This is a genomic window from Pseudomonas mosselii (genome assembly GCF_005796105.1).
Lineage (GTDB): Bacteria > Pseudomonadota > Gammaproteobacteria > Pseudomonadales > Pseudomonadaceae > Aquipseudomonas > Aquipseudomonas mosselii_C.
Map to the genome: position 1 here is coordinate 62,463 of NZ_VAUO01000010.1, position 25,706 is coordinate 88,168.

The following is a 25,706-nucleotide window of genomic DNA, read 5'->3' on the forward strand; positions in this document are numbered from 1 at the left end:
GCAACGCGTTGCCGGGCAGGGCGGCTAGACTCATTTAACCTCTATGAGCGCCGTTGAGCATTGCCCATGACCCCGAAGAACAGCATATGTCTGTGGTATGACCACGATGCCGAAGAGGCGGCCCATTTCTACGCCGGCCTGTTCCCAGACAGTCAGGTGATCGCCGTGCACCACGCTCCCGGCGACTACCCCTCGGGCAAGGCCGGTGACGTGATCACGGTCCAGTTCACCGTGATGGGAATCCCGTGCATCGGCCTGAACGGCGGCAAGGCTTTCATCCATAACGAGGCATTTTCGTTCCAGGTCGCCACTGATGATCAGGCCGAGACCGACCGCTACTGGGACGCCATTGTCGGTAATGGCGGTCAGGAGAGCGTGTGCGGCTGGTGCAAGGACAAGTGGGGCGTGTCTTGGCAGATCAGCCCGCGAGTATTGATCGACGCGGTGGCCAACCCCGACCGCGCCGCCGCCAAGCGTGCCTTCGATGCGATGATGAACATGCGCAAGATCGACATCGCCATCATCGAGCAGGCGCTCAAGGCTTGACTTGGCGGGTCGCTTGCCAGCACAGCAGCGACCCCAGGGTCACCACCAATGCGCCTTGCCAGAACTGCAAGGTCAGGTGCGCCCCTAGCCACAGCGCCGCGAATGCCGATGACAATACCGGGGCGAAGTACGAGGCGGTGGCCAGCAGTGTCAGGTTGCCGCGCAGGATGCCGATGTTCCACAGCGCATAGCCGCCGGCAATCGACAGGCCCGCCCCGAGCAGTTCGAGGCTGGCGCCCAGGCGCGGGGCCGGCAGCACTTCCTGGCTGAAAGCGTACTTGAGCCACAACACCACGGCAGTCAGCACGAAGAACAGCACCACATGGTTTTGCCCGTCGGCGTAGCGTCGGGTGATGTTGCAGTACAGCGCGAACGTCACCGCGCACGCCGCCGCCAAGCTGTAGCCCAGCGGGTTGGAGCGGACATTGGTCAGCAGGCTGTGCAGCGACAGGCCATCGGTACTGACCACCCAGAAAATCCCCAGCAGAGCCAGCGCCGTACCCGGCATGATGTACCAACGCGCTGCCTGGCGGTTCATCACGATTGCCAGCAGCACGGTCAGGCTTGGCCACAGGTAGTTGACCACCACCAGTTGGATCGCCTGGGTGCTGTCCAGTGCATAGCCCAGCGCCAGGGACAGGCAGATCTCGTAGGCCACGAACAGGGCCGAGCCTGTGACCAGATAAAACGGCGTGGCCTTGCGCAGGCGCGGCTTGCCCAACAAGGCCACCAGCAACGCGGCACCGAGGGTATAGATCAATGCGGCGTCACCGATGGCTCCGAAATACTGACTCACGCCCCGGATCAGGCCTGAGGCGGTGCTCCAGAGCAGGATGGCGGCAAGGCCGCAGAGGGTGGCATTACGCCCGTTGATGCTGGCCATGGTGGACTTCGCGTGCAAAAAAGCGCGGAGTCTAGCGCTTTATACAGTTTGTATACAAATTGGTTTTTGGGGCGAGAGGCCTCTTTGGCGATTCGCCTTCATGTCAGCGTTTTTCTACCTGCCCTGGCGTGCCGGTAATGCGCTTGCCGGGTTGTCGTCCGACTTCCAGGGCTTGTCCGTCACGTTGCTTACCCTGGCGCGCCTGGCCCACCAGTTGCGGAATCAACGGGCCCTCTGGCAGGTTTCGCCAGAAACGTCCAGGCAGGTGCTGGCGCAAGGCATCAGGATTGAGCCGCGCGGGGTTGAAGGTGTGTCGGTAGTAGGTCAGCCACAGCTCAGCCCCTGGGTCTTCGGCGTTGCGCGCCCATGCCAGCCAGTCGGCGGGGCACTGGCGGCGATAGTCGATGGCGCGCCCGTCGTAGCGGATGCCGTCATGCGGGGTCGCGATCAACCAGCGTTGGCGCCCCAGACGATCGGCAAAATGCTGGCTGGCGCTTTGCAGGATGTCGTGGGCCGGCTCGTGGTAGGCGATCAGGTCCAGTTGCAGCGATTGCGCCAGCTCCGGTGCCAGAGGCACGAAACGCACGAAGGCATGTAGATGATGCGCTTCGCGGCTCACCTGCTTGAGCCGCCGTTGCAACTCGCTGCCCAGGCGGTCGCCCGCCAGCATGGCCGTGCGATCGCCATGGGCGACACGCCATAGCACCTCGTACAACACATTCCAGCGTTGCTCGCCACGGTAGCGCCCGGCCTGTTCTAGCTGGGCCAGTAATGCCGCCGGTATGCGCGCGTGGAAGGGACCGGGGCCTTCAGGCAGTGGCGTGGGTACGGCCAGCAGATCGTCCATCGGTCCCTGGCCCCAGGTCACTTCTGCCGGGTCGATGCCGTGGCCGAGCAGGGTACGCGCCTGGGCGCGCCAGGTGGCGAAGCAGTCTGCGCAGTCGAGTGCGATCATCCCCACAGCCCCATTTGCACCGGTGCCTGAGGCTCGCGCAGACGTGCACGCAGCAGGCCGCTGCGAAGTTCTGCCTGGGCGGGGCGATAATCACTGGTGACGATGAACGGACGGGCCTTCTCCAGCACACAGCGCAGCTGGATCAAGTCATCGTAGCGGATGCGCCGTTCGCGGCGCAGGGCCACCAGGCGTTGCACACTGCGTAGCCCAATACCGGGAATGCGTGCCAGCAACGCAGGCTCTGCGCGGTTCACATCCAGTGGAAACACCTCGCGGTTGGCCAAGGCCCAGGCCAGCTTGGGGTCGATGTCCAGAGCCAGGTTGCCGGCTTTGCCGAGCAGTTCGCCGGCTTTGTAGCCGTAGCCGCGCAACAGGAAATCAGCCTGGTACAGACGGTGTTCGCGCAGCAGCGGCGGTGCAGCCAACGGTACGCTGCCGGGGCTGTCGGGGATCGGGCTGAAGGCTGAGTAGTACACCCGTTTGAGGCCGTAGCCCTGGTACAGCGACTCGGCATTGTGCAGCAGGGTGCTGTCGTCGGTGGCGTCGGCACCGACGATCACCTGGGTGCTCTGGCCAGCGGGGGTGAAGCGCGGTGCCCGTGGCTCGTTTGCCACAGCCTGCTGGCCTTGGTGAATCACGCCCATGGCCTGGCGGATGGTGCTGGCTTGTTTTTCCGGGGCCAGGCGCTTGAGGCTGGCGTCGGTCGGCAGCTCGATATTCACGCTCAGCCGGTCAGCCAAGCGCCCGGCTTCCTCGATCAGCAGCGGGTCGGCATCCGGGATGGTCTTGAGGTGGATGTAGCCTCTGAAACCATGCTCTTCGCGCAGCAGGCGGGCCACGCGGATCAACTGTTCCATGGTGTAGTCAGCTGAGCGGATGATGCCTGAACTCAAGAACAGCCCGCTGATGCAGTTGCGTCGGTAGAAATCGAGGGTCAGACGCACCACTTCCTCGGGGCTAAAGCGTGCCCGGGGCACATTGCTGGAGCGGCGGTTGACGCAATATTGGCAGTCGTACAGGCAGAAGTTGGTCAGCAGAATCTTGAGCAGCGACACGCAGCGCCCGTCCGGGGTGTAGCTGTGGCAGATGCCCATGCCATCGGTAGCGCCTAGCCCATCGCGCCCGCGTGAACTGCGCTTGGGCGCGCCACTGCTGGCACAGGAGGCGTCGTATTTAGCTGCGTCGGCAAGGATGCCGAGCTTGGCGATCAGCTGCATGGGTGTTATCCGGGAATACTGAATATTCATACAGTATTTCGAGAATGCGCCGATGGCAAGCGCCTGTCGTCAGCAATGCTTGAACCAAGAAGGTCGATGTACTGCTGGCGGGCGGCGGCATCATGAGTTCCACCCTGGCGGCGGTTTGTGCTGACGGCTTACCGTGCACAAGCCTGCTGTCGGGCCAGCCAGCGCCAGCCCAGCCTTGCCAGGCTGATCCCCCAGTTGGTCAAGGCCAACAGCAGGATCAGTTGCAGCAGCGCCGGCATGCCGGCCTCGACGATCACGCGCCCGGCCAGCCAGGGAAAACCGAACACCCCCACGAAATACGCCAGGCTGAACAGCACCAGCGCCTGGGCCATGTGCCCGGCGGGCGCCTGGTTGGCGGCCTGGCCGTTGATCACCGAATAGGTCAGGCCATAGCCGACCCCGAGCACCACCGCTGCCAGCAGGTAGCTTGCGCTGCTGCGTACGCTGTGGCCGAGCATCAGCACCGCTATGACCATCAACCCGCTCAGCACGCAGGCGCAGCGATAGGGATCGCGTTTGACGATCAGCCCCGCCACCAGCAAGCGGCAGCCGATGGCCGCGCAGGTGAAGCCCAGGAAAAACAACGAATAGTCCAGTTGCCTGAGCGCCGCGTAGCTGGTCTGGAAGCTCGACAGCCCGCCAAAGATCGCGCCTCCGAGGCCGACCATGATGATTGGGAACACGGCCGCTGAGCCCAGCACCCGCCGCACGGCAGGCAGGCTCAGGCGGCTGGCGCTCTGCGTACCTGAGTCTGCCCGGCCCAGCGCCGGGGCTATCGACCAGAACAGCAGCGCACCTAAAAGGCTAGCCACTGCTGCGCTGAAAAATGCCGTCTCCACGGGCAGGCCCAGGGCTTCGAAGCCGCGCCCACTGAGGGGGGCGCTGCCTATGCCGGTCATCATGCTGCCCGACAGCAGGGCGAAGTGGTGCATGCGCCGAGCGGGCGCGATGGTCATCGCCACCACAATCGGCCCGAGGGTGTAGAACGTACCCCAGCCCAAGCCCAGTAACAGGCCGAACAGCAGCAGGGCGTGGCCTTGGGGCGGTGCCCAGGCAAAGCCCAGGCAGGCGACCGCCAGCAGCAGGGCGGCGGCGGCGATGCTGCGCGCTGCACCTATCTTGTCGCTCAGGTGGCCGCAGAAAATCACGGCGGCGAAGGTGCTGAGCATCGCGCTGGATATCACCAGGCCAGCGTCGGACTCGCTGCCGCCATGCAGCGTGAGCATCTTCGCCAGCAGGAAAGTGGAGCCGTATGACAGCGACAACAAGAAGCTGGCGAGGCAGAACAGGACGAACAGACGGCCAGGGGCAGGGGCGGGCATGGGGGTTCTCTTGTTGTCGATGGGGCCGCACAGCGGCCCCGGTGGCATCAGGGTAGTGCCACCTATACCAGAGCGAGAAACCGGTTACGTATGAAGATCAACGACCTGAGGTTGGCTGCCAGTCAACTTAGCGCTGCTCGGACTTCTTCATACCGGTCCACAGCAGCACCCCGGCACCGGCCATGATGGCAATGTCGGCCAGGTTGAACACACCGGTATGCAGGGGGCCGACGTTGAGTACCAGGTAATCGACCACATGGCCGTCGCGGCTGACCCGGTCGATCAGGTTGGACAACCCGCCCATCGCGATGAAATAGGCCGCGCCGGCCTTGAGCGGGATCGCCTGCCAGTGGCGCAAGGCCCAGACGATGGCCCACACGCACACCACACCCACGGCGACCACGAAGATCAGTTGCTTGAGGCCCGGCGACAGGCTCGCGCCCAGGCTGAGGAACGCACCAGGGTTCAGGCTCAGCGTCACGTCCAGCCACAGGTGCTGGTTGCCGAAGGCGTAGCTGTGGCTTTTCAGGGCCACCAGGGCGATGAGCTTGACCCACTGGTCGAGCAGAATGAAAGCGACACCCAGCATCAGGGTGAGGGTACGGCTGGAGAGCATGCGGCGGTTCCTTGGCGTGGCCGGTATGGCAGCGCGGCGAAGATAGCGCAGGCGAGTTGAGACTTAAAGCCCGGCACCTGGGCCACCGCTCGGGTCTGGAGCGGGCCTGGAAAGCACAAGGGGCGCCCTCAGGCGCCCCTTGTGCATACGGCAGTGACTCAGGCTTTAGCGTCCCACGGACGATCGCCTTTTTCATCCTTGACGCGGGTTGGCAGGCCCATCACGTCCAGCGCCTTGAGGAACGGCTCGGCCGGCAGTTCTTCGACGTTGACCATGCGCCCAGCGTCCCATTCTCCACGCGCCACCAGCAGCGCGGCGGCGACGGGCGGCACACCTGCGGTGTAGGAGATGCCCTGGCTGTCGGTCTCGGCGTAGGCCTCTTCGTGGTCAGCCACGTTGTAGATGAACACTTCGCGCGGCTGGCCATCCTTGGTGCCCTTGACCAGGTCGCCGATGCAGGTCTTGCCGGTGTAGCCCGGGGCCAGCGAGGCGGGATCGGGCAGCACGGCCTTGACCACTTTCAGCGGGACCACTTCCAGACCTTCGGCAGTCTTCACCGGCTGCTCGGAAAGCAGGCCGAGGTTCTTCAGTACGGTGAACACATTGATGTAGTGCTCGCCGAAGCTCATCCAGAAACGCACGTTCGGCACGTTCAGGTTCTTCGAGATCGAGTGCACTTCATCGTGACCGGTCAGGTAGAGGTTCTGCGAACCTACCACCGGCAGGTCGTCGGTACGCTTGACCTCGAACATGGTGTTACTGGTCCACTGGCTGTTCTGCCAGCTCCACACTTGCCCGGTGAACTCACGGAAGTTGATTTCCGGGTCGAAGTTGGTGGCGAAGTACTTGCCGTGGGAGCCGGCATTGACGTCGAGGATGTCGATCGAGTCAATCTGGTCGAAGTACTGTTGCTGCGCGAGTTTCGCGTAGCTGTTCACCACACCCGGGTCGAAACCGACGCCGAGAATGGCGGTAATGTTCTTGTGTTGGCACTCTTCGAGGTGTTTCCACTCGTAGTTGCCGTACCACGGCGGGGTCTCGCAGATCTTGCCCGGCTCTTCGTGGATGGCGGTATCGAGATAAGCGACACCGGTATCGATGCAGGCACGCAGCACCGACATGTTGAGGAAGGCGGACCCGACGTTGATCACGATCTGCGATTCGGTCTCGCGGATCAGTGCCTTGGTCGCCTCGACATCGAGGGCATTGAGCGAGAAGGCCTGGATGTCGGCGGGTACCTTGAGGCTACCCTTGGCCTTGACGCTGTCGATGATGGCCTGGCATTTGGAGATGTTCCGTGACGCAATGGCAATACGACCGAGTTCGTCGTTATGCTGTGCGCACTTGTGGGCCACCACCTTGGCGACACCTCCTGCACCAATGATAAGAACGTTCTTCTTCAATTTACCTGTTGCTCCTTACTTAAAAGACCTGTCCGTCAGGACAGGCTGGAAACGTAGTCTTCGAAACCGAACTCGCGCACCACTTCGACGCTGCCGTCGAGCTGCTTGACCGCGATGGCGGGCATTTTCAGGCCGTTGAACCAGTTCTTCTTGACCATGGTGTAACCGGCGGTGTCGATGAACGACAGGCGATCGCCAATGGCCAACGGTTTGTCGAACTGGTACTCACCGAAGATATCGCCAGCCAGGCACGACTTGCCGCAGACCATGTAGGTGTGCTCGCCAGCGTTGGGGGCCATCTTTGCGTTTAGGCGGTAGATCAGCAGATCGAGCAGGTGCGCTTCGATCGAGCTGTCGACCACGGCCAGGTGTTTGCCGTTGTACAGGGTGTCGAGTACGGTCACTTCCAGCGAGGCGCTGTTAGTGATGGCCGCTTCACCCGGCTCCAGGTACACCTGCACGCCGTACTTCTCGGCAAAGCCCTTGAGGCGTGCGCAGAAGGCATCGACATCGTAGCCTTCGCCGGTGAAGTGGATGCCGCCACCCAGGCTGACCCACTGGACCTTGTGCAGCAGGTGGCCGAAGCGCTCTTCAATGTGCGACAGCATCTTGTCGAACAGGCCGAAGTCGCCGTTCTCGCAGTTGTTGTGGAACATGAAGCCGGAGATCTGCTCGATCACCTGCTCGATCTTTGCAGGGTCCCATTCGCCCAGGCGGCTGAACGGACGCGCAGGGTCGGCCAGCAGGTAGTCGGAACTGCTCACCTGCGGGTTGACGCGCAGGCCGCGCACTTTGCCCTCGGACTGCTCGGCGAAGCGTTGCAGTTGGCCGATGGAGTTGAAGATGATCTTGTCGCAGTTCTCGAGCATCTCTTCGACTTCATCGTCGGCCCAGGCAACGCTGTAGGCATGGGTTTCGCCGGCGAACTTCTGGCGGCCAAGCTTGAGTTCGAACAGCGAAGACGAAGTGGTGCCGTCCATGTACTGCTGCATCAGGTCGAACACCGACCAGGTGGCGAAGCACTTGAGGGCGAGCAGGGCCTTGGCCCCGGACTGCTGGCGCACATAGGCAATCTTTTCCATGTTGCCCAGCAGCTTTTGTTTATCGATGAGGTAGTACGGCGTCTTGATCATTTAAAGGCCCCCGGCCAGGCCGGCCAAAAAAAGGACACGCATTGTGCCTTCACTTGCCGCACTGCGAAAGGGCGCGGGGCGCTTTTCGTCTGAGTTGCGGCGTGCTCAGGCCCGGTGGTGGCCGGCGGGGTCATTTGAACAGGGTAATGTGACCGTTCAAGCGGTTAGGGAGAACCTGATGAACGCGTTCACTCATTGCCGTAGTTCATGATCGACAACAGCCGGATCGGCACCTGCACCAGCTTCTCCGGCCCATGCGGCGTCTCGCCGTCGAAGGTCAGGCTGTCGCCGGCCTGCATCGGATACAGCTGGTTGCCGTGGCGATACACCAACTCGCCCTCCAGCAGGTGCAGGAACTCGGTGCCGGGGTGGGCGAAGGTCGGGAATTCCTCGCTGGCGTCATCCATGCTCACCATGTAGGCCTCGAAGTGCTTCTTCGGGCCTCGGGCGTGGTTGAGCAGGTGGTAGGTGTGGCCTTTCTCGGTGCCGCGGCGCACCACCTCCAGGCCTTCACCGGCCTTGACCAACAGGGCGTTGCCGTCGGGCTGGTCGTACTGGCTGAACAGCTTGGCCATCGGCATGCCGAGTACATCGCACAGGCGGCTCAGGGTGTCGAGGCTGGTGGACACCTGGGCGTTCTCGATCTTGCTGAGCATGCCCTGGCTGATGCCGGCAATGCGCGCCACGTCGGCGAGCTTGAGTGACTGCGCCTGACGCTGGCGCTTGATCTGCATGCCCAGGTATTGCTCCAGGCGTAGACGTGGTTCGGTCTCGGTCGACATTCGGTGTCCTGCACGGTTTCAGTTCAAGAATATAGTTTTCGCACTGGGAAAGTGCGCGGGTTTCCTCGTGTGAAAAGGAGTTTCCCACAAATACAGCAGAAAAACTCTTGGACGTTATTGCCATGCAAGCCAGCTCCCACCTAGGCCAGAGCGCCTCTGGGGGGGAGGCCTGCGGTGCGATGCGCAAAGTTGGCAAGCCCATTGCATTCCTGTGATGAAAGTAAGTTTCCTTAATGGAAATTAACACCGGCCCAACCTTGCTGTGCCCTTACCCAGGAGTGATCACCCCATGTTGCCAGCAGAAACCCAGCGCATCATCGACCAGTTCGGCATCAAGTACGTGCTGGCGCAGTTCGTCGATATCCACGGTTCGGCGAAGACCAAGTCGGTGCCGGTCTCGGGCCTGAAGATGGTGGCCGAGGAGGGCGCAGGCTTTGCCGGCTTCGCCATCTGCGGCATGGGCATGCAGCCCCATGGGCCGGATTTCATGGCCCGGGGCGATCTCGGTACGCTGATCCCGGTGCCGTGGCAGCCGGGCTACGGCCGGGTGGTGTGCGTTGGCCATGTGGGCGGCAAGCCCTGGCCCTACGACAGCCGCCACGTGTTGCAGCAGCAGGTGCAGCGCCTGGCCGACAAGGGCTGGACGCTGAACACCGGCCTTGAACCGGAATTCAGCCTGTTCCGCCGCGACGAGGCCGGCAAGCTGCAACTGGTGGACGCCTCGGACAACCTCGACAAGCCCTGCTACGACTACAAGGGCCTGTCGCGTTCGCGGCTGTTCCTCGAACGCCTCACCGAGGCCCTGCAACCGGTCGGTTTCGACATCTATCAGATCGACCACGAGGACGCCAACGGCCAGTTCGAGATCAACTACACCTACAGCGATGCGCTGGAGTCCGCTGACCGCTTCACCTTCTTCCGCATGGCTGCCGGCGAGATCGCCAACGACCTGGGGATGATCTGCTCGTTCATGCCCAAGCCCGATCCCAAGCGTGCAGGCAATGGCATGCACTTCCACTTGTCGCTGGCCAGCAGCACCAACAAGAACCTGTTCCACGACCCGGCCGACAGCAGCGGCATGGGCCTGTCCAAGCTCGCCTATCACTTCGCCGCGGGCCTGCTGGCCCACGGCCCAGCCCTGTGTGCCTTTGCCGCGCCCACGGTCAACTCCTACAAGCGACTGGTGGTAGGGCGGTCGCTGTCCGGTGCGACCTGGGCGCCGGCCTTCGTCACCTACGGCGCCAACAACCGCTCGGCGATGGTGCGCATCCCTTATGGGCGTCTGGAGTTCCGCCTGCCCGATGCCGGCTGCAACCCCTACCTGGTCACCGCCGCGATCATCGCAGCCGGCCTGGATGGCATCGATCGCCAGTTGGAGCCGGGCGAGATGTGCAACGAGAACCTCTACACCCTGAGCCTCGAAGAAATCGCTGCGCGTGGCATCAAGACCCTGCCGCAGTCGCTCAAGGAAGCCGCCGACGCGCTGGAGGCCGACCCGTTGTTCCGCGAGGTGCTTGGCGCCGAGATCGTCGATGAGTTCATCACGCTCAAGCGCATGGAGTGGGTGGAGTACAGCCGCCACGTCTCGGACTGGGAAATCCAGCGGTACACCGAGTTTTTCTGAGCAGCAAGCTTCAAGCCGCAAGCTGCAAGAGCAGGGCAGTGTGCGGCGAACACCAATATCCCGTTCAACACCGACAACATGCAGCTTGCCGCATACCGCTTGCTGCCGAACGTAGTGAGGCCCTTATATGTGTGGAATCGTAGGTCTGTACCTGAAGAAACCCGAGCTGGAATCCCAGCTCGGCAAGCTCTTCGAACCCATGCTCCAAGCCATGACCGACCGTGGTCCCGACAGCGCAGGCTTTGCCATCTACGGTGACGAGGTCGCCGCTGACTGGGTCAAACTGACCCTACAGGCCACGCATGCCGATTACCCGTGGGCCGAGCTGATGGGCCAGCTCGAAGGCCGCCTGGCGTGCTCGCTGGACTGGTTCCAGAACGCCAGCGCCGCCGTGCTCAAGCTGCACACCAGCGAGGCCGCTGCCCGCGAGGCACTGGCCGAACTCGCCCCGCAGGTGCGCATCATGAGCGCTGGGCAGAGCATCGAGATCCTCAAGGGCATGGGCCTGCCGTCGGAGATTTCCAGCCGCTTCGGCCTGGCCGGCATGAAAGGCAGCCACATCATCGGGCATACCCGCATGGCCACCGAAAGTGCAGTGACCATGGAAGGCAGCCACCCGTTCTCGACGGGTGCCGACCTGTGCCTGGTGCACAACGGCTCGTTGTCCAACCACTTTCGCCTGCGTCAGGAACTCAAGCGCGAAGGCATCAGCTTCGAGACTGACAACGACACCGAAGTGGCCGCCGGCTACCTCACCTGGCGCCTGCAGCAGGGCGACAGCCTGGCCCAGGCCCTGGACGGTGCGCTTGAAGACCTGGACGGCTTCTTCACCTTCGCCATCGGCACCCGCAATGGCTTTGCCGTGATCCGCGACCCGATTGCCTGCAAGCCGGCCGTGCTGGCCGAAACCGACGACTACGTGGCCATGGCCTCGGAATACCAGGCCTTGGCCAGTCTGCCGGGTATCGACAAGGCCAAGGTCTGGGAACCGGCTCCGGCCACCCTGTACGTCTGGGAGCGCGAAAGCGCCTGAGCTGCCACCGAATCCACTGGAGAATCTTATGAAGACGATCGACCTTTCCAGCACTTCGGTGCGTGTCCTCAACCAGTCCCTGCACGGCGACGTGCAAGACAGCGAGTGGCAGGTGACCCACCCCGACGGCAAGCACAACTTGGCGGTGGGCATCAACGCACCGGTGTCGGTGGATATCGACGGGCATGCTGGCTACTACTGCGCCGGCATGAACCAGCAGGCCAGCATTACCGTGCACGGCAATGTCGGTGTGGGCGTGGCCGAGAACATGATGTCCGGCTCGGTGCGCATCAAGGGCAGTGCTTCCCAGGCCGCTGGCGCCACCGCCCATGGCGGCTTGCTGGTGATCGAGGGTGATGCGGGCGCGCGTTGCGGCATTTCGATGAAGGGCGTGGACATCGTGGTCGGCGGCAGCATTGGCCACATGAGCTGCTTCATGGGGCAGGCCGGGCGCCTGGTGGTGTGCGGCGATGCCGGCGATGCCTTGGGCGACTCGCTGTACGAGGTGCGTATCTACGTCAAGGGCACGGTCAAGTCGCTGGGCTCGGACTGCATCGAAAAAGAGATGCGTGCCGAACACCTGCAAGAGCTGCAAGCGCTGCTGAACACGGCCGGCCTCGCGCACAAGGCGGCTGACTTCAAGCGCTACGGCTCGGCCCGTCAGCTGTACAACTTCAAAGTCGACAACGCCAGCGCGTACTGATCCAGGAGCAACCCCATGAGCGAAAAATTCCCCCCGGTACTGCGTGAGTCGGCCACCTTCGATCGCTTGACCATTCAAGAGATCCAGCGCGCCGCCGAAACCGGCATCTACGACATCCGCGGCGGCGGCACCAAGCGCCGAGTCCCGCATTTCGACGACCTGCTGCTGCTCGGCGCCAGCGTGTCGCGCTACCCGCTGGAAGGCTACCGTGAAAAGTGCGGCACCGACGTGGTGCTGGGCAATCGCTTCGCGAAGAAGCCGATCCACCTGAAGATCCCGGTGACCATCGCCGGCATGAGCTTCGGCGCGCTGTCGGCCAATGCCAAGGAGGCCCTGGGCCGTGGTGCCAGCATCGCCGGCACCAGCACCACCACCGGCGACGGCGGCATGACCCCGGAGGAGCGTGGTCAGTCGCAGCATCTGGTGTACCAGTACCTGCCGTCGCGCTACGGGATGAACCCCGACGACCTGCGCAAGGCCGACGCCATCGAGATCGTCCTCGGCCAGGGCGCCAAGCCTGGCGGTGGCGGCATGTTGCTGGGCATGAAGGTCACCGAGCGTGTCGCCGGTATGCGCACCTTGCCGATTGGTGTCGACCAGCGCAGCGCCTGCCGTCACCCGGACTGGACCGGCCCGGACGACCTGGCAATCAAGATCGCCGAGCTGCGCGAGATCACCGACTGGGAAAAACCGATCTACGTGAAGATCGGCGCCAGCCGCCCGTATTACGACGTCAAACTAGCGGTGAAGGCTGGCGCCGATGTGATCGTGCTCGACGGCATGCAGGGCGGTACTGCGGCGACTCAGGAAGTGTTCATCGAGCACGTCGGCATTCCGATCCTGCCCGCCATCCCGCAGGCCGTGCAGGCCCTGCAGGAGATGGGCATGCACCGCAAGGTGCAACTGATCGTCTCCGGCGGGATTCGCAATGGCGCTGACGTGGCCAAGGCCATGGCCCTGGGCGCGGATGCGGTGGCCATCGGCACTGCGGCGCTGATCGCCCTCGGTGACAACCACCCGCGTCTGGATGCCCAACTCAAGGAGATCGGCTCGGCCGCAGGCTTCTATGATGACTGGCAGAACGGCCGCGACCCGGCCGGCATCACGACTCAGGACCCAGAGCTGGCCAAGCGCCTGAACCCCGAAGAGGCTGGCCGGCGCCTGGCCAACTACCTGCGCGTGCTGGTGCTGGAGGCGCAGACCATGGCGCGCGCCTGCGGCAAGTCGCACCTGCACAACCTTGACCCAGAGGATTTGGTCGCGCTGACCGTCGAGGCGGCGGCCATGGCGCGGGTGCCGCTGGCAGGGACGGCTTGGGTGCCGGGGCAGGCGCAGTACTAGCGCATCGCTGATCGGGCCGCTTTGCGGCCCTTTGCAGCCAGTCCTGTCGGTGCAGTGCTTGATTCACACGAGATCCTGTGGGAGATCACCCAGCCCTTAGGGCTGCGCTGTCGCGCAGAGAACTGATTTCGCAAGCGCGCCACGTACCCTGTGGGGGCTTTAGCCGCGAACACCGGCCAAGCCGGTGCCATACACCGAGTTGCCTGTTTCGCGGTGGTCCGGCACTCCGGTAAACCCGCTCCCACAGGTCCCTGCTATCAACAAGTTATGTGTAGTTCTATAGGAACGNCCCTGCTATCAACAAGTTATGTGTAGTTCTATAGGAACGGGCTTGCCCGTGCCAGGCGCCGCGACCCCCGCTAGGCGCGGCATTGCCGGGCCGCTCGCAAAGCGCTGCAACGCCACCTCAAAGGTTCATCTCGATCACACAGGAGTGCCCCGCATGAAGCTGTTTCTTGCTGTTGTGTCGTGCTTGCTCGCCACCCAGGTCCACGCCGCCGAGGCCACCCTCGACACCGGCAATACCGCCTGGATGATCTGCGCTGCGATGTTCGTGCTGATGATGTGTATTCCGGGCCTGGCACTGTTTTATGGCGGCATGGTGCGGGTCAAGAACTTCCTCTCGGTGTTCACCCAGCTGTTCGCCGTGGCCGGGGTCATCGGTATCCTCTGGGTGCTGTTCGGCTACAGCCTGGTGGTGAGCACTGCGGGCATGTTCGAGGGGCAATTGACCCTCAACAGTTTCGTCGGTGGGCTGGACAAGGCGCTGATGCTCGACATCGGCCACGACAGCCTGGTGGGCAGCATTCCCGAAGGGGTGTTCGCGGTGTTCCAGCTGACGTTTGCCATCATCACGCCCGCGCTGATCGCTGGCGGGTTTGCCGAGCGCATGAAGTTCAGCGCCTCGTTGCTGTTCATGGGCACCTGGTTCGTGCTGGTGTATGCGCCCATCGCGCATATGGTGTGGGGCGGGCCGGGGGCGTTGATGGTCAATTGGGGCGTGCTCGACTTCGCTGGCGGCACCGCCGTGCACATCAACTCAGGTGTCGCGGCCCTGGCGGCGGCGCTGATGCTGGGCAAGCGCAAAGGCTACCCACACGTGGCGATGCCGCCGCATAACCTGGGGTTCACCCTGGTGGGGGCGGGGCTGTTGTGGGTGGGCTGGTTCGGCTTCAACGTCGGCTCGGGCCTTGCCGCCAACCAGGGCGCCGGCGTGGTGATGCTGGCGACCATGATCGCCGCCTGCGCCGGTATCGTCGGCTGGCTGCTCAGCGAAACCGTCATGCTTGGCCGACCCACCGCGCTGGGCGCGGCATCCGGCGCACTCGCCGGGCTGGTGGGCATCACCCCGGCATGTGCGTTCGTCGGACCTTTGGGGGCGCTGGCGATCGGTTTGCTGACTGGGGCCGCGTGCTTTTTCGCTGTGACCCGCCTCAAGCAGGCGCTGGGGTATGACGACAGCCTCGATGTGTTCGGCTTGCACGGGGTTGGCGGTATCGTCGGCGCCTTGCTCACTGGCGTATTTGCAGCGCCTGCGCTGGGTGGCTATGTGGAGGGCGTGAGGCCGCTGGCTCAGTTGCTGGTTCAGCTCAAGGGCGTGGCGTCCACCTTCGTGTATTGCTTCGTGGTGAGCTGGGCGATCCTTGGGGCGATCAAGTTGGTCATCGGCCTGCGCGCCTCGCGCGAGGATGAAGAGCAGGGGTTGGACCTGGCGGAGCACAACGAACGTGCCTATAACCTGTGATTCAGCCACCCACTTCTGGCCCGCGCAAGCCAAGGCTTGCCGGCTTAGTCGATGGCCTGCGAGGCCTGCCGAGCATGCCTGAGGCTTTCTTCTGGGGCCATCAAGGGGTAGCCTCGCCTGATCATTGGCCAAGCGTATTCCCATCGCCATGCCCGAAGGTTTTTCCTCGCTGCCCTCGCTCAATGCCCTGCGCATGTTCGAGGTAGTGGCACGGCACCTGAATTTTCGCCTCGCGGCCGACGAACTGGGCGTTACCCAAGCCGCCGTGGCTCAGCAGATTCGCGGGCTGGAGGCGAGTCTTGAGATCCGTCTGTTCGAGCGCCTGGCCCGTGGTCTGGCGCTGACCGATGCGGGGCGTAGCTATAGTACGAGCGTGCGCGGTGCCCTGGCGATCATCGATGATGCCACCCGCCGGTTGCGCCCGATGCCTGGGCACCTTACCGTCAGCGTCACGCCTACCTTTGCCTCGAAATGGCTGATCCCGCGGCTTGGGGATTTCGCCGACACCAACCCGGACATCGATCTGCGCTTGCTGGCTACCGACCGCTTGTCCCACTTTCATACCGATGCCGTTGACCTGGCGGTGCGCTACGGCGAGCCACCTTTCGGCGCTGGGCTGAATGCCGAACCGTTGATGCAGCAGCGCGTGATTGCGGTGGCCAGCCCAACGCTGCTGGCCGACAAGGGACGGCCCACTACCTTCGAAGCACTGCAAGGGTTCGTCGCGTTGCACGATGCCCATGACTTCTGGCCGGCGTTTAGCGCGGCCCTGTTTCCGGGACATGCGCAGCCTACTGCCCGCAATCTGCGCTTCAATCAGACTTCGCTGGCCATAGAGGCAGCCGTGGCCGGGCAGGGCATCACCCTGGCGAGCCTGGCGTTCGTAAAGGCCGATCTTGACGCCGGCCGGCTGGTGCAGGTGTTTCCCCTGCAACTGCAATTGGACAAGGCGTTCTACCTGGTGTGGCCACGCAAGGCGCAGCAGACCGCCACGTTGCAGGTGGTCCGGGATTGGCTCAAGCAGCAGGCAGCCGATAGTCAAACTACTGGCTGAGGAAAGCTCGGCTGGCTCCCTCGCCCTTGCTGCGGCTGCTAGTTTCTTCTCTCGGATGGGTACATTCCTACACGGTTTATCGGGAGGCAGCATGTCAGTACAAAAAGTGGCAATCATCACCGCTGGCGGCAGTGGTATGGGCGCAGCGGCAGCGCGACGTCTGGCAGCGGAGGGTTTCAAGGTCGGTATCCTGTCATCTTCGGGCAAAGGCGAAGCGCTGGCCGGCGAGCTCGGCGGTATCGGGGTGACCGGCAGCAACCAGGTGGTGGAGGACTTGCAGCGCCTGGTGGAGGCGGTCATGGCCAGGTGGGGCCGGATCGATGTGCTGGTCAACAGTGCCGGCCACGGGCCGCGTGCGCCGATCCTGGAAATCAGCGACGCAGACTGGCACACGGGCATGGAGGTCTATCTGCTCAACGTGATCCGCCCGGCGCGCCTGGTGACGCCGATCATGCAGCAGCAAAAGGGCGGTGTGATCATCAATATCTCCACCGCCTGGGCCTTCGAGCCCAGCGACCTGTTCCCCACTTCGGCGGTGTTTCGCTCGGGCCTGGCGGCGTTCAGCAAGATCTTCGCTGACACGTATGCTGCCGACAACGTGCGCATCAACAACGTGCTGCCTGGCTGGATCGACAGCCTACCGGCCACCGAGCAACGCCGCGACAGTGTGCCGCTCAAGCGCTACGGCACTGGCGAGGAGGTCGCCGCGACCATCGCCTTCCTGGCCAGCGAAGGCGCGGCCTACATCACCGGGCAAAACATCAAGGTCGACGGAGGGCTGACCCGCGGTGTCTGACTGCACCGCGAGCGCCGCTGTGGAGGGCTTACAGCCAGTGGGTCACTGCCCACCAGCCCAGGCCACCCATCACCACGGTGTACGGTAGTGCCATCCATACCATGCGCCCGTATGACAAGCGCACCAGCGGGGCAATCGCCGAGGTCAGCAGGAACAGGAACGCTGCCTGCCCATTAGGTGTCGCAACGCTGGGCAGGTTGGTGCCGGTGTTGATGGCCACCGCCAGGGTCTCGAAGTGCTCGCGGCTCATGGCGCCGTCGAGAAACGCCTGCTTGACCTCGGTGATGTAGATGGTCGCGACGAACACGTTGTCGCTGATCGCCGACAACAGGCCGTTGGCCAGGTACAGCATGCCCGGTTGCTGATCGCCCGGCAGCGCCAGCACCCAGGCGATCAGGGGGCTGAACAACTGCTGTTGGTGAATCACCGCGACCACCGCGAAGAACACCACCAACAGCGCGGTGAACGGCATGGCGTCCTGGAAGGCGCGGCCCAGGCGGTGCTCATCGGTGATGCCGGTGAACGCGGTGATCAGCACGATCACCAGCAGGCCGATCAGCCCCACCTCGGCCAGGTGCAGGCCCAGGCAGACGATCAGGATCAGTGCCGCCAGCCCCTGCACCAGCAGGGCCAGGCGCTGCGCGGCGGTACGTGCGGCATCGTCTTCGGCAGCGCACGCGCTCAAGACCTGGCGCACGCGTTCAGGCATCAGTGTGCCATAGCCGAACAGGCGCAGCTTTTCCAGCAGCACGCAGGTCACCAGGCCTGCGGCCAGCACTGGCATCGACACGGGCGCGACCTTCGAGAAAAACTCGGCAAAGTGCCAGCCCATCTCGTGGCCGATCAGCAGGTTCTGTGGCTCGCCCACCAGGGTGCACACCCCGCCCAGGGCGGTGCCCACTGCGCCGTGCATCAGCAAGCTGCGCAGGAAGGCTCGGAACTGCTCGAGGTCTTCGCGGTGCAGTGCGCCGAGCTGATGGTCGCTGTCGAGCGCCGAGTCTGCGCGAGGGTCGTTGCCAGAGGCGACCCGGTGGTAGATGGCATAGAAACCCACGGCTGCGCCGATGATCACCGCGGTCACGGTCAGGGCGTCGAGAAATGCCGACAGAAACGCCGACAGCACGCAGAACAGCAGGGCCAGCAGCGCCTTGCTGCGCACCCCCAGCAGGATGCGGGTGAACAGGAACAGCAGCAGCTCCTTCATGAAGTGAATGCCCGCGACCATGAACATCAGCAGCAGGATGACCGGAAAATTGTGTTGCAGCTCCTCGTACAGCGTCTCGGGGGTGGTCATGCGCAGCAGTAGCGCCTCGACCAGCAGCAGCCCGCCGGGCATTAGCGGATAGCACTTGAGTGCCATCCCCAAGGTAAAGATGAACTGCACCACCAGTACCCAGCCGGTGGCCACCGGTCCGAGGGTCGCCAGCAGTAGCGGGTTGAGCACCAGGAACAGGGCGATGACGGTCTTGTACCAACCCGGGGATTGGCCCAGGAAACTGTGGGCGAGGGCGCCGGTCAGGGAGCGGGGCATGAAAATGTATCCTTTTGATTCAGCAGTGCCGCACGGTGCCGCAAGCGGCGTCGCGGTGCAACCGGTGCAGTCCCGTTTTTGGCAGACGTACGGCCTTGACGGTGCGCTAACATTCAGCCGAAGAACCCTTCTCGCCACAGGAGTGTCGCCCGTGACCGAATACACCGCATTCAAGGTGGAACTGACCGATAACATTGCTCACGTTCAGATCAACCGCCCGGAAAAGATCAACGCGATGAACGCCGCGTTCTGGAGCGAAATCATCGATATCTTCCGTTGGATCGACGACACCGACGCGGTGCGGGCGGTGGTGATCAGCGGCGCTGGCAAACACTTCTCCTCCGGCATCGACCTGATGATGCTGGCCTCGCTTGCCGGGCAGATGGGCAAGGACGTGGGACGTAACGCTCGCCTGCTGCGCAGCACCATCTTGCGCCTGCAAGGCTCGTTCAATGCCGTGGACAACTGCCGCAAGCCGGTACTGGCGGCGATTCAAGGCTATTGCATCGGCGGTGCCATCGACCTGGTCTCAGCCTGCGACATGCGTTACTGCGCGCGCGACGCGCAGTTCTCGATCAAGGAAATCGACATGGGCATGGCCGCCGATGTCGGCACCCTGCAACGTTTGCCGCGTATCATCGGCGACGGCATTCTGCGCGAGCTGGCTTACACCGGCCGTACGGTCCAGGCCGAAGAAGCGCTGCGCATCGGCCTGGTCAACCGGGTTTACGATGACTCGGCGGCGCTGCTGGACGGGGTCTTTGCCATTGCCCGCGAAATTGCCGCAAAATCACCGGTCGCCGTGGCCGGCACCAAGCAGATGCTCAGCTACATGCGCGACCATCGTATCGACGATGGCCTGGAGTACATCGCCACTTGGAACGCCGCCATGTTGCAGTCCGAAGACTTGCGGGTGGCCGTGGCCGCCCACATGAGCAAACAGCAACCGACGTTCGCCGACTGACCGCTGCGGCGGGCGTCCTTTAGGGGCAGCACCATGTCAGCACGCTGGACAACCGCAGTACTCGACCCGCAGATCGCCGGAGGGCTTGCCGTGGCCCGTAGCCCGGAGGGGTTTCTGTTCGACGCCAACGGTGCGTTGTTCCCCCGCGATTGGCTCAAGCGCCAGGGCCTGGACGTGCTCTGCGAGCACGGTATCGGCCACTTCGAGGGTGAGGCGGTGTTCCTGCTCGAACTGCGCAGCGCCGCTGAGGTGCCGGGCTGTGCCTGGCAAGGGCTGAGGCGTTTCATGCTCGAAGGCGATTTCGATACCTACAAAGTGCTCGGCTACGCCGCGCAAATCGGCACCTGGGCCCGCGAGCACCGGTTTTGTGGCAGTTGCGGCCAGCCGATGAGTCAGATTCAGTGGGAGCGGGCCATGCACTGCCAGCGCTGCGACCTGCGCAGCTACCCGCGCATTTCGCCGAGCATGATCGTGCTGGTCACCCGTGGCGACGAGGTGCTGCTGGCCCGCTCGCCGCGTTTTGTCACTGGCGTCTACAGCACCCTGGCGGGCTTTGCCGAGCCAGGCGAGTCGGCCGAGGATTGCCTGGTGCGCGAGGTGCGCGAAGAGGTGGCGGTGCAGGTGAAGAACATCCAGTACGTTGGCAGCCAGTGCTGGCCATTCCCGCACTCGATGATGCTGGGCTTCCATGCCGAATACGCTGGCGGTGACATCGTGATGCAGCCGGACGAGATCGAGGACGCGCAATGGTTCAACGTGCACGACCTGCCGCCGCTGCCGGCCGGGCGCTCCATCGCCCGTTACCTGATCGACCTGTATGTGGCGCGGCGCTTAGGCCTGCCCGAACCAGTGCTGCCACGCTAGGCGTACGGTCAGGGCCAGCACCACGGTGATGAACACCGGGCGGATGAACTTGCTGCCGCCGCTGATCGCCGTGCGTGCGCCGAAGAACGCACCGACCATTACCGACAGGCCCATGCACAGGCCAACGATGTAGTCGACCTGCCCGGAAATGATGAACACCGTCAGCGCCGCGATGTTGCTGACGAAGTTCATGCTGCGCGCCACGCCGCTGGCGCGTACCAGGTCGATGGGATAGAGCAGCAGTGTGCTGACGGTCCAGAACGCGCCGGTGCCTGGGCCGGCGACGCCGTCGTAGAAGCCCAGGGTGAAGCCTTGCGGGGCCTGCCATTTCTTCTTGATCGGAGCATCGGCGTCCAGCGGCGCCTTGGGCGTGCCGCCGAACAGCAAGTAGATGCCACAGGCGAAGACAATGACCGGCAGCATCTTGTTCAGCCACTCGGCCGGCATGTAGTGGGCGATCACCGCACCCAGCAGCGCCCCCACCAGTGTGGCGAACAGCGCCGGGCGCCACTGCGCTGGATCGAACAGCTTGCGCCGGTAGTAGGTGAAGCCAGCGGTGGCTGAGCCGAAGGTGGAACTGAGCTTGTTGGTCCCCAGTACCAGATGCGGCGGCATGCCGGCGGTGAGCAGGGCGGGGGTGGTCAACAGCCCGCCACCGCCGGCGATGGCATCGATGAAACCGGCGACGAAGGCGACCAAGGCGAGGATCAGCAGGGTGAGAGGTTCTACGGTGAGTTCGAAAGGCATGGGGTTCAGGCAGGCAGGACGGCAGGGGGCGGCAATGGCCGCGCGCGAAGGCAGACATGGTAATCCTGGCGCGTGCGGGTTGCCAGTGCCGGTGCCTGGCGGGTGGCGCTGCGAAGCGGCCGGCGCTGCGGCTAGAGGAACCAGCGATACTCCCGTGCACTGACTTCATGCAGGAACGCCAGGTGGTCCTGGCGCTTGTTTTCGCAGTACACCATCACGAACTCCTTGCCCAACCCCTGGTTGACTGCCGGATGACCGCACATGGCCGCCACGGCGCCGGGCATGTCCTTGGGAAAGTCGATGCCGCTGGTGCGGTCCTGGTTGAGCGGCGCGATGGGTTCCTGCGCCGCGTCAAGGCCGTGCTCCATGCCGCACAGAATCGCCGCCAGCACCAGATAGGGGTTGGCGTCGGCGCCGGCCAGGCGGTGCTCGATGCGCAGGTTGCGTGCATCGGACTCGGGGATGCGGATGCACGCATCGCGGTCCTCGAAACCCCAGCTGGCGCGGCTGGCGGCGTTGACCATGGCGCCGTAGCGGCGAAATGCGTTGTGGTTGGGCGCGAAGATCGGCATGCAGTGCGGTAGCAGTGCCAGGCAGCCGGCCACGGCGTGACGCAAGGGGCGCTGTTGGTCGGCGGCCAGCAGGTTGTTGCCGGGCGCATCGAACAGGCTGACGTGCACATGCATGCCGCTGCCGGGGGCGTCCAGGTAAGGTTTGCTCATGAACGAAGCGCGCAGGCCGTGCTTGAGCGCGACACCACGGGTGCTGCGGCAGAACATCGCCGCCCAGTCGGCGGCGCGCAGGCCGTCGTCGCAATGGTTGAAGTTGATCTCGAACTGCCCTGGACCCAGCTCGGCGGTGATCACGTTGGCATCCACCCCCTGGGCGTTGGCGCTGCTGACCATGTCGTGCAGCACGTCCGAGAAGCGCGACAGGCGCTCGATGTGCATGTTCGGCTGATCATCCGGGTCGTGGCTGAACGGATCGCGGGGGAACTGCGGCAGGCCGTCTTTCAGGGCGCGGTCGAACAGGTAGAACTCCAGTTCGAAGGCTACCACCGGGCGGATGCCGCGTTGTTCCAGGCGTTGCAGTACCCGGGCCAGGACCTCGCGGGGCTCGAACTCAATGGGGGCGGCAGTGCCGTCGGAGCTGATCAGCATCTGCCCCAGCGGCTCGCGCTCCCAGGTCACCGGTTTCAGGGTGCCGGGCACCAGACGCCGTGGGGCGTCCGGGTCGCCGTCGCCGAAGCAGTAGTCGCCAATCGGAAACAACCCGCCCTGGGTGCCCAGCAGCACGCAGTTCTGCGGCAGTTTCAGGGGGCTGCCAGCGGCGACTTTCTCGAGCATGTCGATGGGGTAGCGCTTACCGTAGAAATGCCCGGGGATATCCAGGCTGATCAGGTCGACATAGCGCACAGCGGGATGCTGCAAGCGAAAGGCGCGGACTTCGTCGAGCAAGGTGGCGTTCGTTGTCTGTGTCATTGCAATGCTCTTAGCGGAAGACCCAGAGAACCCGGGTCGCCTGGTCGGTCAGGTTGGCATAGCGGAACTGGCTGTGCGGCGGTAGCTGGAAACTGTCATTGGCGCGCAGGGTGACGGCGCCCTCATGGCCTTCGCGCCACAGGGTCAACTCGCCTTCCAGTACGAAACCACCCTGTTCGGAGCTGTCGTCCAAATGCCCTTCGCCGCTGCTGGCGCCGGGCGCCAGGTGGCTTTCGAGCATGGCGAAGCGGCCATTGAGGGTGGGCGAGACCAGCACGTCGGTCACGCCGGCGGCGTAGTACAGGGTGCGTCGTTCGCCGGGGCGGGTGACCCAGTCGAGGGCGTGGGGCGTAGTCGCCTGATAGAAATAGGTGGTGGGAACGTGCAGCGCTTCGCTGATGGCGGTGAGATCGGCCACGGTGGGGCGCGACAGGCCGCGCTCGACCTGCGACAGAAAACCCAGCGAGCGGTTGACCCGCCCGGCCAGCTCGTCCAGGGTCAGGCCGCGATGCTTGCGCAGATCGCGTACCAGCCGGGCCAGCAGTTGTGCGTCCTTGCTCGGATCAGACATGCTCGCGAATCCTGCACCAGGCCTTGGCCGCCGCCTCCCAGGGTGCGGCTAGCAAGTTGCGGCCGGCCGGTAACGCCTGGACGCCGTAGCTGGCGACGTGTTGGGCAGACTGCTTGGACATGTCGAAGCCTCGTGAAATTCGCTCTGCCTATTTTCATGAAAATTAGCAGAAGAATTTCATTGCGCCAGTCGCGGTCGGTTTGCGGCCTATCACGATTTGATCTGGCGCAGCATTCAGCTCAACTGGCGGCCTTGCGCCTGGGTTGTTTCGGTTTGCCCGTTGGCTTGCCTTTGGCGGCGGCTTTGCGCTTTTTCTTCCATGGCGCGGCGGCCTTGCCCAGCACCTGCCCGGTGATGGTCAGGCGCATGCCGGCGCAGCGTTGCACCAGCTTGCCCATCCACGCCGATTGCCGGGTGACGAATTCATCAAGACTCATGTCGCCGCTTTGCACCATGTCCAGTGCCTGCTCCCAGATCGCGGTAGTGCCCGGATCGGCGATGGCCCGAGGCACCGCGTCGATCAGGCCGAAAGCCGCTGGGGTCGCGCTCAGGGCCTTGCCCTGCTTGACCAGGTAACCCCGGTCGAGCAGGCCTTGAATGATGCTGGCGCGGGTGGCTTCGGTGCCGATGCCGGTGGTTTCCTTGAGCTTCTGCTTGAGTCGTGGGTCGTCGACCAGTTTGGCGACGTTTTTCATGGCCTTGATCAGGTCACCTTCGGTAAACGGCTTGGGTGGCTGGGTCCACAGGTCCTTGAGTTGCAATCCGTGCACCGCGCAGTCTTGCCCCTGGCGTAGCTCAGGCAGGACCTGAGGCGCGGGGGCTTCGCGGCCTTTGGCCGGTGTCAGCGCCTCGGGCAGGGCGCGACGCCAGCCGGGCTCGACGATCTGCTTGCCTACCGCGCGCAGGGCATGCCCGGCGCAATCGAAGTCGGCCTGGGTGCGGTCGTACTCGTGGTTGGGCAGAAACTGCGCCAGGTAGCGCGCACGGATCAGGGTATACACCGCCTTGTACTTAGGCGGCAGGCGTGCTGGGTCGCTGGCGGCGGCGGTGGGGATGATGCCGTGGTGGGCACTGACTTTCTGATCGTTCCAGGCCCGCGAGCGGCGCTCGGGTTGCAGGTAAGGTTGCAACGGCGCAAGGCTGGCGTCGGCTCGCTGCAAGGCGTTGAGAATACCGGGCGCCTCGCCGTGCTGGCTCAAGGGCAGGTAGCCGCTGTCGCTGCGCGGGTAGGTGATGAGCTTGTGAGTCTCGTACAGCGCCTGGGCGATATCGAGGGTTTCCTGGGCGCCCAGGCCGAGCTTCTTCGAACACACCTCTTGTAGCGTGCCAAGGTCGAAAGGCAGTGGCGCAGCCTCGCGTACACGTTCAGTGGCCACCTGGCTCACCTGCGCGCTGCCCGCCCTCTGCATGTCTTGGGCGGCCTGTTGGGCTTGGGCCTGGTTCAGGCAGCGGCCTTGGTCATCGCAGGTGTCTTGTGGTGCGTGCCATTGGGCACAGAACATGTGCCCCGCGCTGTGCAACTGGACCTCGATGGCCCAGAACGGCACCGGCACGAAGTCGGCGATGCTGCGGTCGCGGTCGACCACCAGGCGCAGCGTGGGGGTTTGTACCCGGCCTACCGGCAGCACGCCCTGATAGCCGGATTGGCGGCCCAGCAGGGTGAACAACCGGCTCATGTTCATGCCGATCAGCCAGTCGGCGCGCGAGCGGCCCAGTGCCGAGTGATAAAGGTTGAAGGTTTCCTGCCCGGGTAGCAGGCGGGCAAGCGCCTTGCGGATCGAGGCGTCGTCCAGGGCCGAGAGCCACAGGCGCTGGATCGGGCCGCGGTAGCGACAATGTTCAACCAGTTCGCGGGCGATCATCTCGCCTTCGCGGTCGGCGTCGGTGGCGATCACCAGTTCTCGCGCCTCACCCAGCAGACGCTTGACCGCCTTGTATTGGCTGGCGGTCTTGGGCTTGACGGTCATCTTCCATTTATCGGGGATGATCGGCAGGTCTTCGAGGGTCCAGCGCTTGTAGCGCTCGTCATAGCTATCGGGCGGGGCGGTTTCGAGCAGGTGGCCGATGCACCAGGTAACGCAGAGGTCCGGGCCTTGCCAGCAGCCGTCACCTCGGCGGTTGGCGCCGAGTACCTTGGCGATGTCTTTGGCCTGGGAAGGCTTTTCGCAGAGAAAAAGGCGCATGGCGCGAAGAGGATTCATTCTTTGAGGTGCGCACTAGGATGCGCAACCGAAGACGTGCAGGCAAGCTTTATCTGTATGTATGTACAGGTTTTTTGTCAGCGTTTCTGACAGGGGCCGCTCGGGCTGGGGAAACACTAGCGTGCTGGGGGGGGCAGCTGCCGCTCCCTCGCGTCTCGGGCGGGG

Annotated in this window: 24 protein-coding genes; 10 read left to right on the forward strand and 14 right to left on the reverse strand. The window is 63.9% G+C overall.

Annotated elements, in window-relative coordinates:
* The first annotated feature begins 66 nt into the window (after nt 1-66).
* Nucleotides 67-546 carry a VOC family protein gene (locus tag FEM01_RS19065; protein WP_138221028.1) on the forward strand — a complete coding sequence of 160 codons (480 nt, stop codon included), beginning with the start codon at nt 67-69 and terminating at the stop codon, nt 544-546.
* Here FEM01_RS19065 and yddG read toward each other — a convergent pair.
* The 8 genes from yddG to FEM01_RS19105 all read right to left on the reverse strand — a co-directional run bounded on the left by yddG (nt 536) and on the right by FEM01_RS19105 (nt 8,887).
* Entirely contained in the window at nt 536-1,429 is an 894-nt protein-coding gene (gene yddG / locus FEM01_RS19070) for an aromatic amino acid DMT transporter YddG (protein ID WP_138221029.1), read from the reverse strand. The two genes, FEM01_RS19065 and yddG, sit on opposite strands and share 11 nt — an antisense overlap.
* 103 nt (nt 1,430-1,532) lie before the next feature.
* Nucleotides 1,533-2,390: a TIGR03915 family putative DNA repair protein gene (locus tag FEM01_RS19075; RefSeq protein WP_138221030.1), complete on the reverse strand. Its 858-nt coding sequence runs from the start codon at nt 2,388-2,390 to the stop codon at nt 1,533-1,535.
* A complete protein-coding gene (locus FEM01_RS19080) occupies nt 2,381-3,601 on the reverse strand; it encodes a putative DNA modification/repair radical SAM protein (protein ID WP_138221031.1) in 1,221 nt (406 codons plus the stop codon). The genes FEM01_RS19075 and FEM01_RS19080 overlap by 10 nt, the downstream gene beginning before the upstream one ends.
* A 158-nt stretch (nt 3,602-3,759) precedes the next feature.
* A complete protein-coding gene (locus FEM01_RS19085) occupies nt 3,760-4,953 on the reverse strand; it encodes an MFS transporter (protein WP_138221032.1) in 1,194 nt (397 codons plus the stop codon).
* Nucleotides 4,954-5,080: 127 nt separating this feature from the next.
* Nucleotides 5,081-5,569: a signal peptidase II gene (locus FEM01_RS19090; RefSeq protein WP_138221033.1), complete on the reverse strand. Its 489-nt coding sequence runs from the start codon at nt 5,567-5,569 to the stop codon at nt 5,081-5,083.
* Nucleotides 5,570-5,727: 158 nt separating this feature from the next.
* Nucleotides 5,728-6,972 (reverse strand): saccharopine dehydrogenase family protein, encoded by a 1,245-nt coding sequence (locus tag FEM01_RS19095; RefSeq protein ID WP_138221034.1) that lies wholly within the window; start codon nt 6,970-6,972, stop codon nt 5,728-5,730.
* 35 nt (nt 6,973-7,007) lie between these two features.
* A complete protein-coding gene (gene nspC / locus FEM01_RS19100) occupies nt 7,008-8,105 on the reverse strand; it encodes a carboxynorspermidine decarboxylase (protein WP_138221035.1) in 1,098 nt (365 codons plus the stop codon).
* A gap of 188 nt (nt 8,106-8,293) precedes the next feature.
* The gene (locus FEM01_RS19105) at nt 8,294-8,887 is read right to left on the reverse strand and encodes a helix-turn-helix domain-containing protein (RefSeq protein ID WP_138221036.1); all 594 of its coding nucleotides are present in this window, start codon (nt 8,885-8,887) and stop codon (nt 8,294-8,296) included.
* A gap of 289 nt (nt 8,888-9,176) precedes the next feature.
* Between FEM01_RS19105 and glnT the strand changes: the two genes are divergently transcribed.
* The 7 genes from glnT to FEM01_RS19140 all read left to right on the forward strand — a co-directional run bounded on the left by glnT (nt 9,177) and on the right by FEM01_RS19140 (nt 17,182).
* Nucleotides 9,177-10,511 carry a type III glutamate--ammonia ligase gene (glnT, locus tag FEM01_RS19110; protein ID WP_138221037.1) on the forward strand — a complete coding sequence of 445 codons (1,335 nt, stop codon included), beginning with the start codon at nt 9,177-9,179 and terminating at the stop codon, nt 10,509-10,511.
* 127 nt (nt 10,512-10,638) lie between these two features.
* A complete protein-coding gene (locus FEM01_RS19115; RefSeq protein WP_138221038.1) occupies nt 10,639-11,544 on the forward strand; it encodes a class II glutamine amidotransferase in 906 nt (301 codons plus the stop codon).
* A gap of 28 nt (nt 11,545-11,572) precedes the next feature.
* On the forward strand, nt 11,573-12,247 hold the full coding sequence (locus FEM01_RS19120) for a protein glxC (protein ID WP_138221039.1): 675 nt from the start codon (nt 11,573-11,575) through the stop codon (nt 12,245-12,247).
* Nucleotides 12,248-12,262: 15 nt separating this feature from the next.
* Nucleotides 12,263-13,588, forward strand: a complete 1,326-nt coding sequence (locus FEM01_RS19125) for an FMN-binding glutamate synthase family protein (protein ID WP_138221040.1) — start codon at nt 12,263-12,265, stop codon at nt 13,586-13,588.
* 442 nt (nt 13,589-14,030) lie between these two features.
* The gene (locus FEM01_RS19130; protein WP_138221041.1) at nt 14,031-15,332 is read left to right on the forward strand and encodes an ammonium transporter; all 1,302 of its coding nucleotides are present in this window, start codon (nt 14,031-14,033) and stop codon (nt 15,330-15,332) included.
* A 148-nt stretch (nt 15,333-15,480) separates the two neighbouring features.
* A complete protein-coding gene (locus FEM01_RS19135; RefSeq protein WP_138221084.1) occupies nt 15,481-16,386 on the forward strand; it encodes a LysR substrate-binding domain-containing protein in 906 nt (301 codons plus the stop codon).
* Nucleotides 16,387-16,477: 91 nt separating this feature from the next.
* Nucleotides 16,478-17,182, forward strand: coding sequence for an SDR family oxidoreductase (locus tag FEM01_RS19140; RefSeq protein WP_138221042.1), 705 nt, complete (start codon nt 16,478-16,480; stop codon nt 17,180-17,182).
* Nucleotides 17,183-17,210: 28 nt separating this feature from the next.
* Here FEM01_RS19140 and nhaB read toward each other — a convergent pair whose 3' ends face one another.
* Nucleotides 17,211-18,713, reverse strand: a complete 1,503-nt coding sequence (gene nhaB / locus FEM01_RS19145; RefSeq protein ID WP_138221043.1) for a sodium/proton antiporter NhaB — start codon at nt 18,711-18,713, stop codon at nt 17,211-17,213.
* A gap of 151 nt (nt 18,714-18,864) precedes the next feature.
* Here nhaB and FEM01_RS19150 point away from each other — a divergent pair, with 151 nt between their 5' ends.
* Complete coding sequence (locus FEM01_RS19150; protein WP_138221044.1) at nt 18,865-19,677, forward strand: crotonase/enoyl-CoA hydratase family protein; 813 nt, start codon at nt 18,865-18,867, stop codon at nt 19,675-19,677.
* Nucleotides 19,678-19,710: 33 nt separating this feature from the next.
* Entirely contained in the window at nt 19,711-20,541 is an 831-nt protein-coding gene (gene nudC / locus FEM01_RS19155) for an NAD(+) diphosphatase (RefSeq protein ID WP_138221045.1), read from the forward strand.
* Here the strand turns inward: nudC and FEM01_RS19160 are convergent.
* From FEM01_RS19160 to FEM01_RS19175, 5 genes are all read right to left on the reverse strand, one after another.
* On the reverse strand, nt 20,509-21,288 hold the full coding sequence (locus FEM01_RS19160) for a TSUP family transporter (RefSeq protein ID WP_138221046.1): 780 nt from the start codon (nt 21,286-21,288) through the stop codon (nt 20,509-20,511). The two genes, nudC and FEM01_RS19160, sit on opposite strands and share 33 nt — an antisense overlap.
* A 131-nt stretch (nt 21,289-21,419) precedes the next feature.
* Nucleotides 21,420-22,769, reverse strand: coding sequence for a glutamine synthetase family protein (locus tag FEM01_RS19165; protein ID WP_138221047.1), 1,350 nt, complete (start codon nt 22,767-22,769; stop codon nt 21,420-21,422).
* Nucleotides 22,770-22,779: 10 nt separating this feature from the next.
* The gene (locus tag FEM01_RS19170; RefSeq protein ID WP_138221048.1) at nt 22,780-23,340 is read right to left on the reverse strand and encodes a helix-turn-helix domain-containing protein; all 561 of its coding nucleotides are present in this window, start codon (nt 23,338-23,340) and stop codon (nt 22,780-22,782) included.
* Nucleotides 23,333-23,461: a hypothetical protein gene (locus tag FEM01_RS24525; protein WP_276610951.1), complete on the reverse strand. Its 129-nt coding sequence runs from the start codon at nt 23,459-23,461 to the stop codon at nt 23,333-23,335. Before FEM01_RS24525 ends, FEM01_RS19170 begins: the two co-directional genes overlap by 8 nt.
* Nucleotides 23,462-23,579: 118 nt before the next feature.
* Nucleotides 23,580-25,523 (reverse strand): DNA topoisomerase III, encoded by a 1,944-nt coding sequence (locus FEM01_RS19175; RefSeq protein WP_138221049.1) that lies wholly within the window; start codon nt 25,521-25,523, stop codon nt 23,580-23,582.
* Between the last annotated feature and the right edge of the window lie 183 nt (nt 25,524-25,706).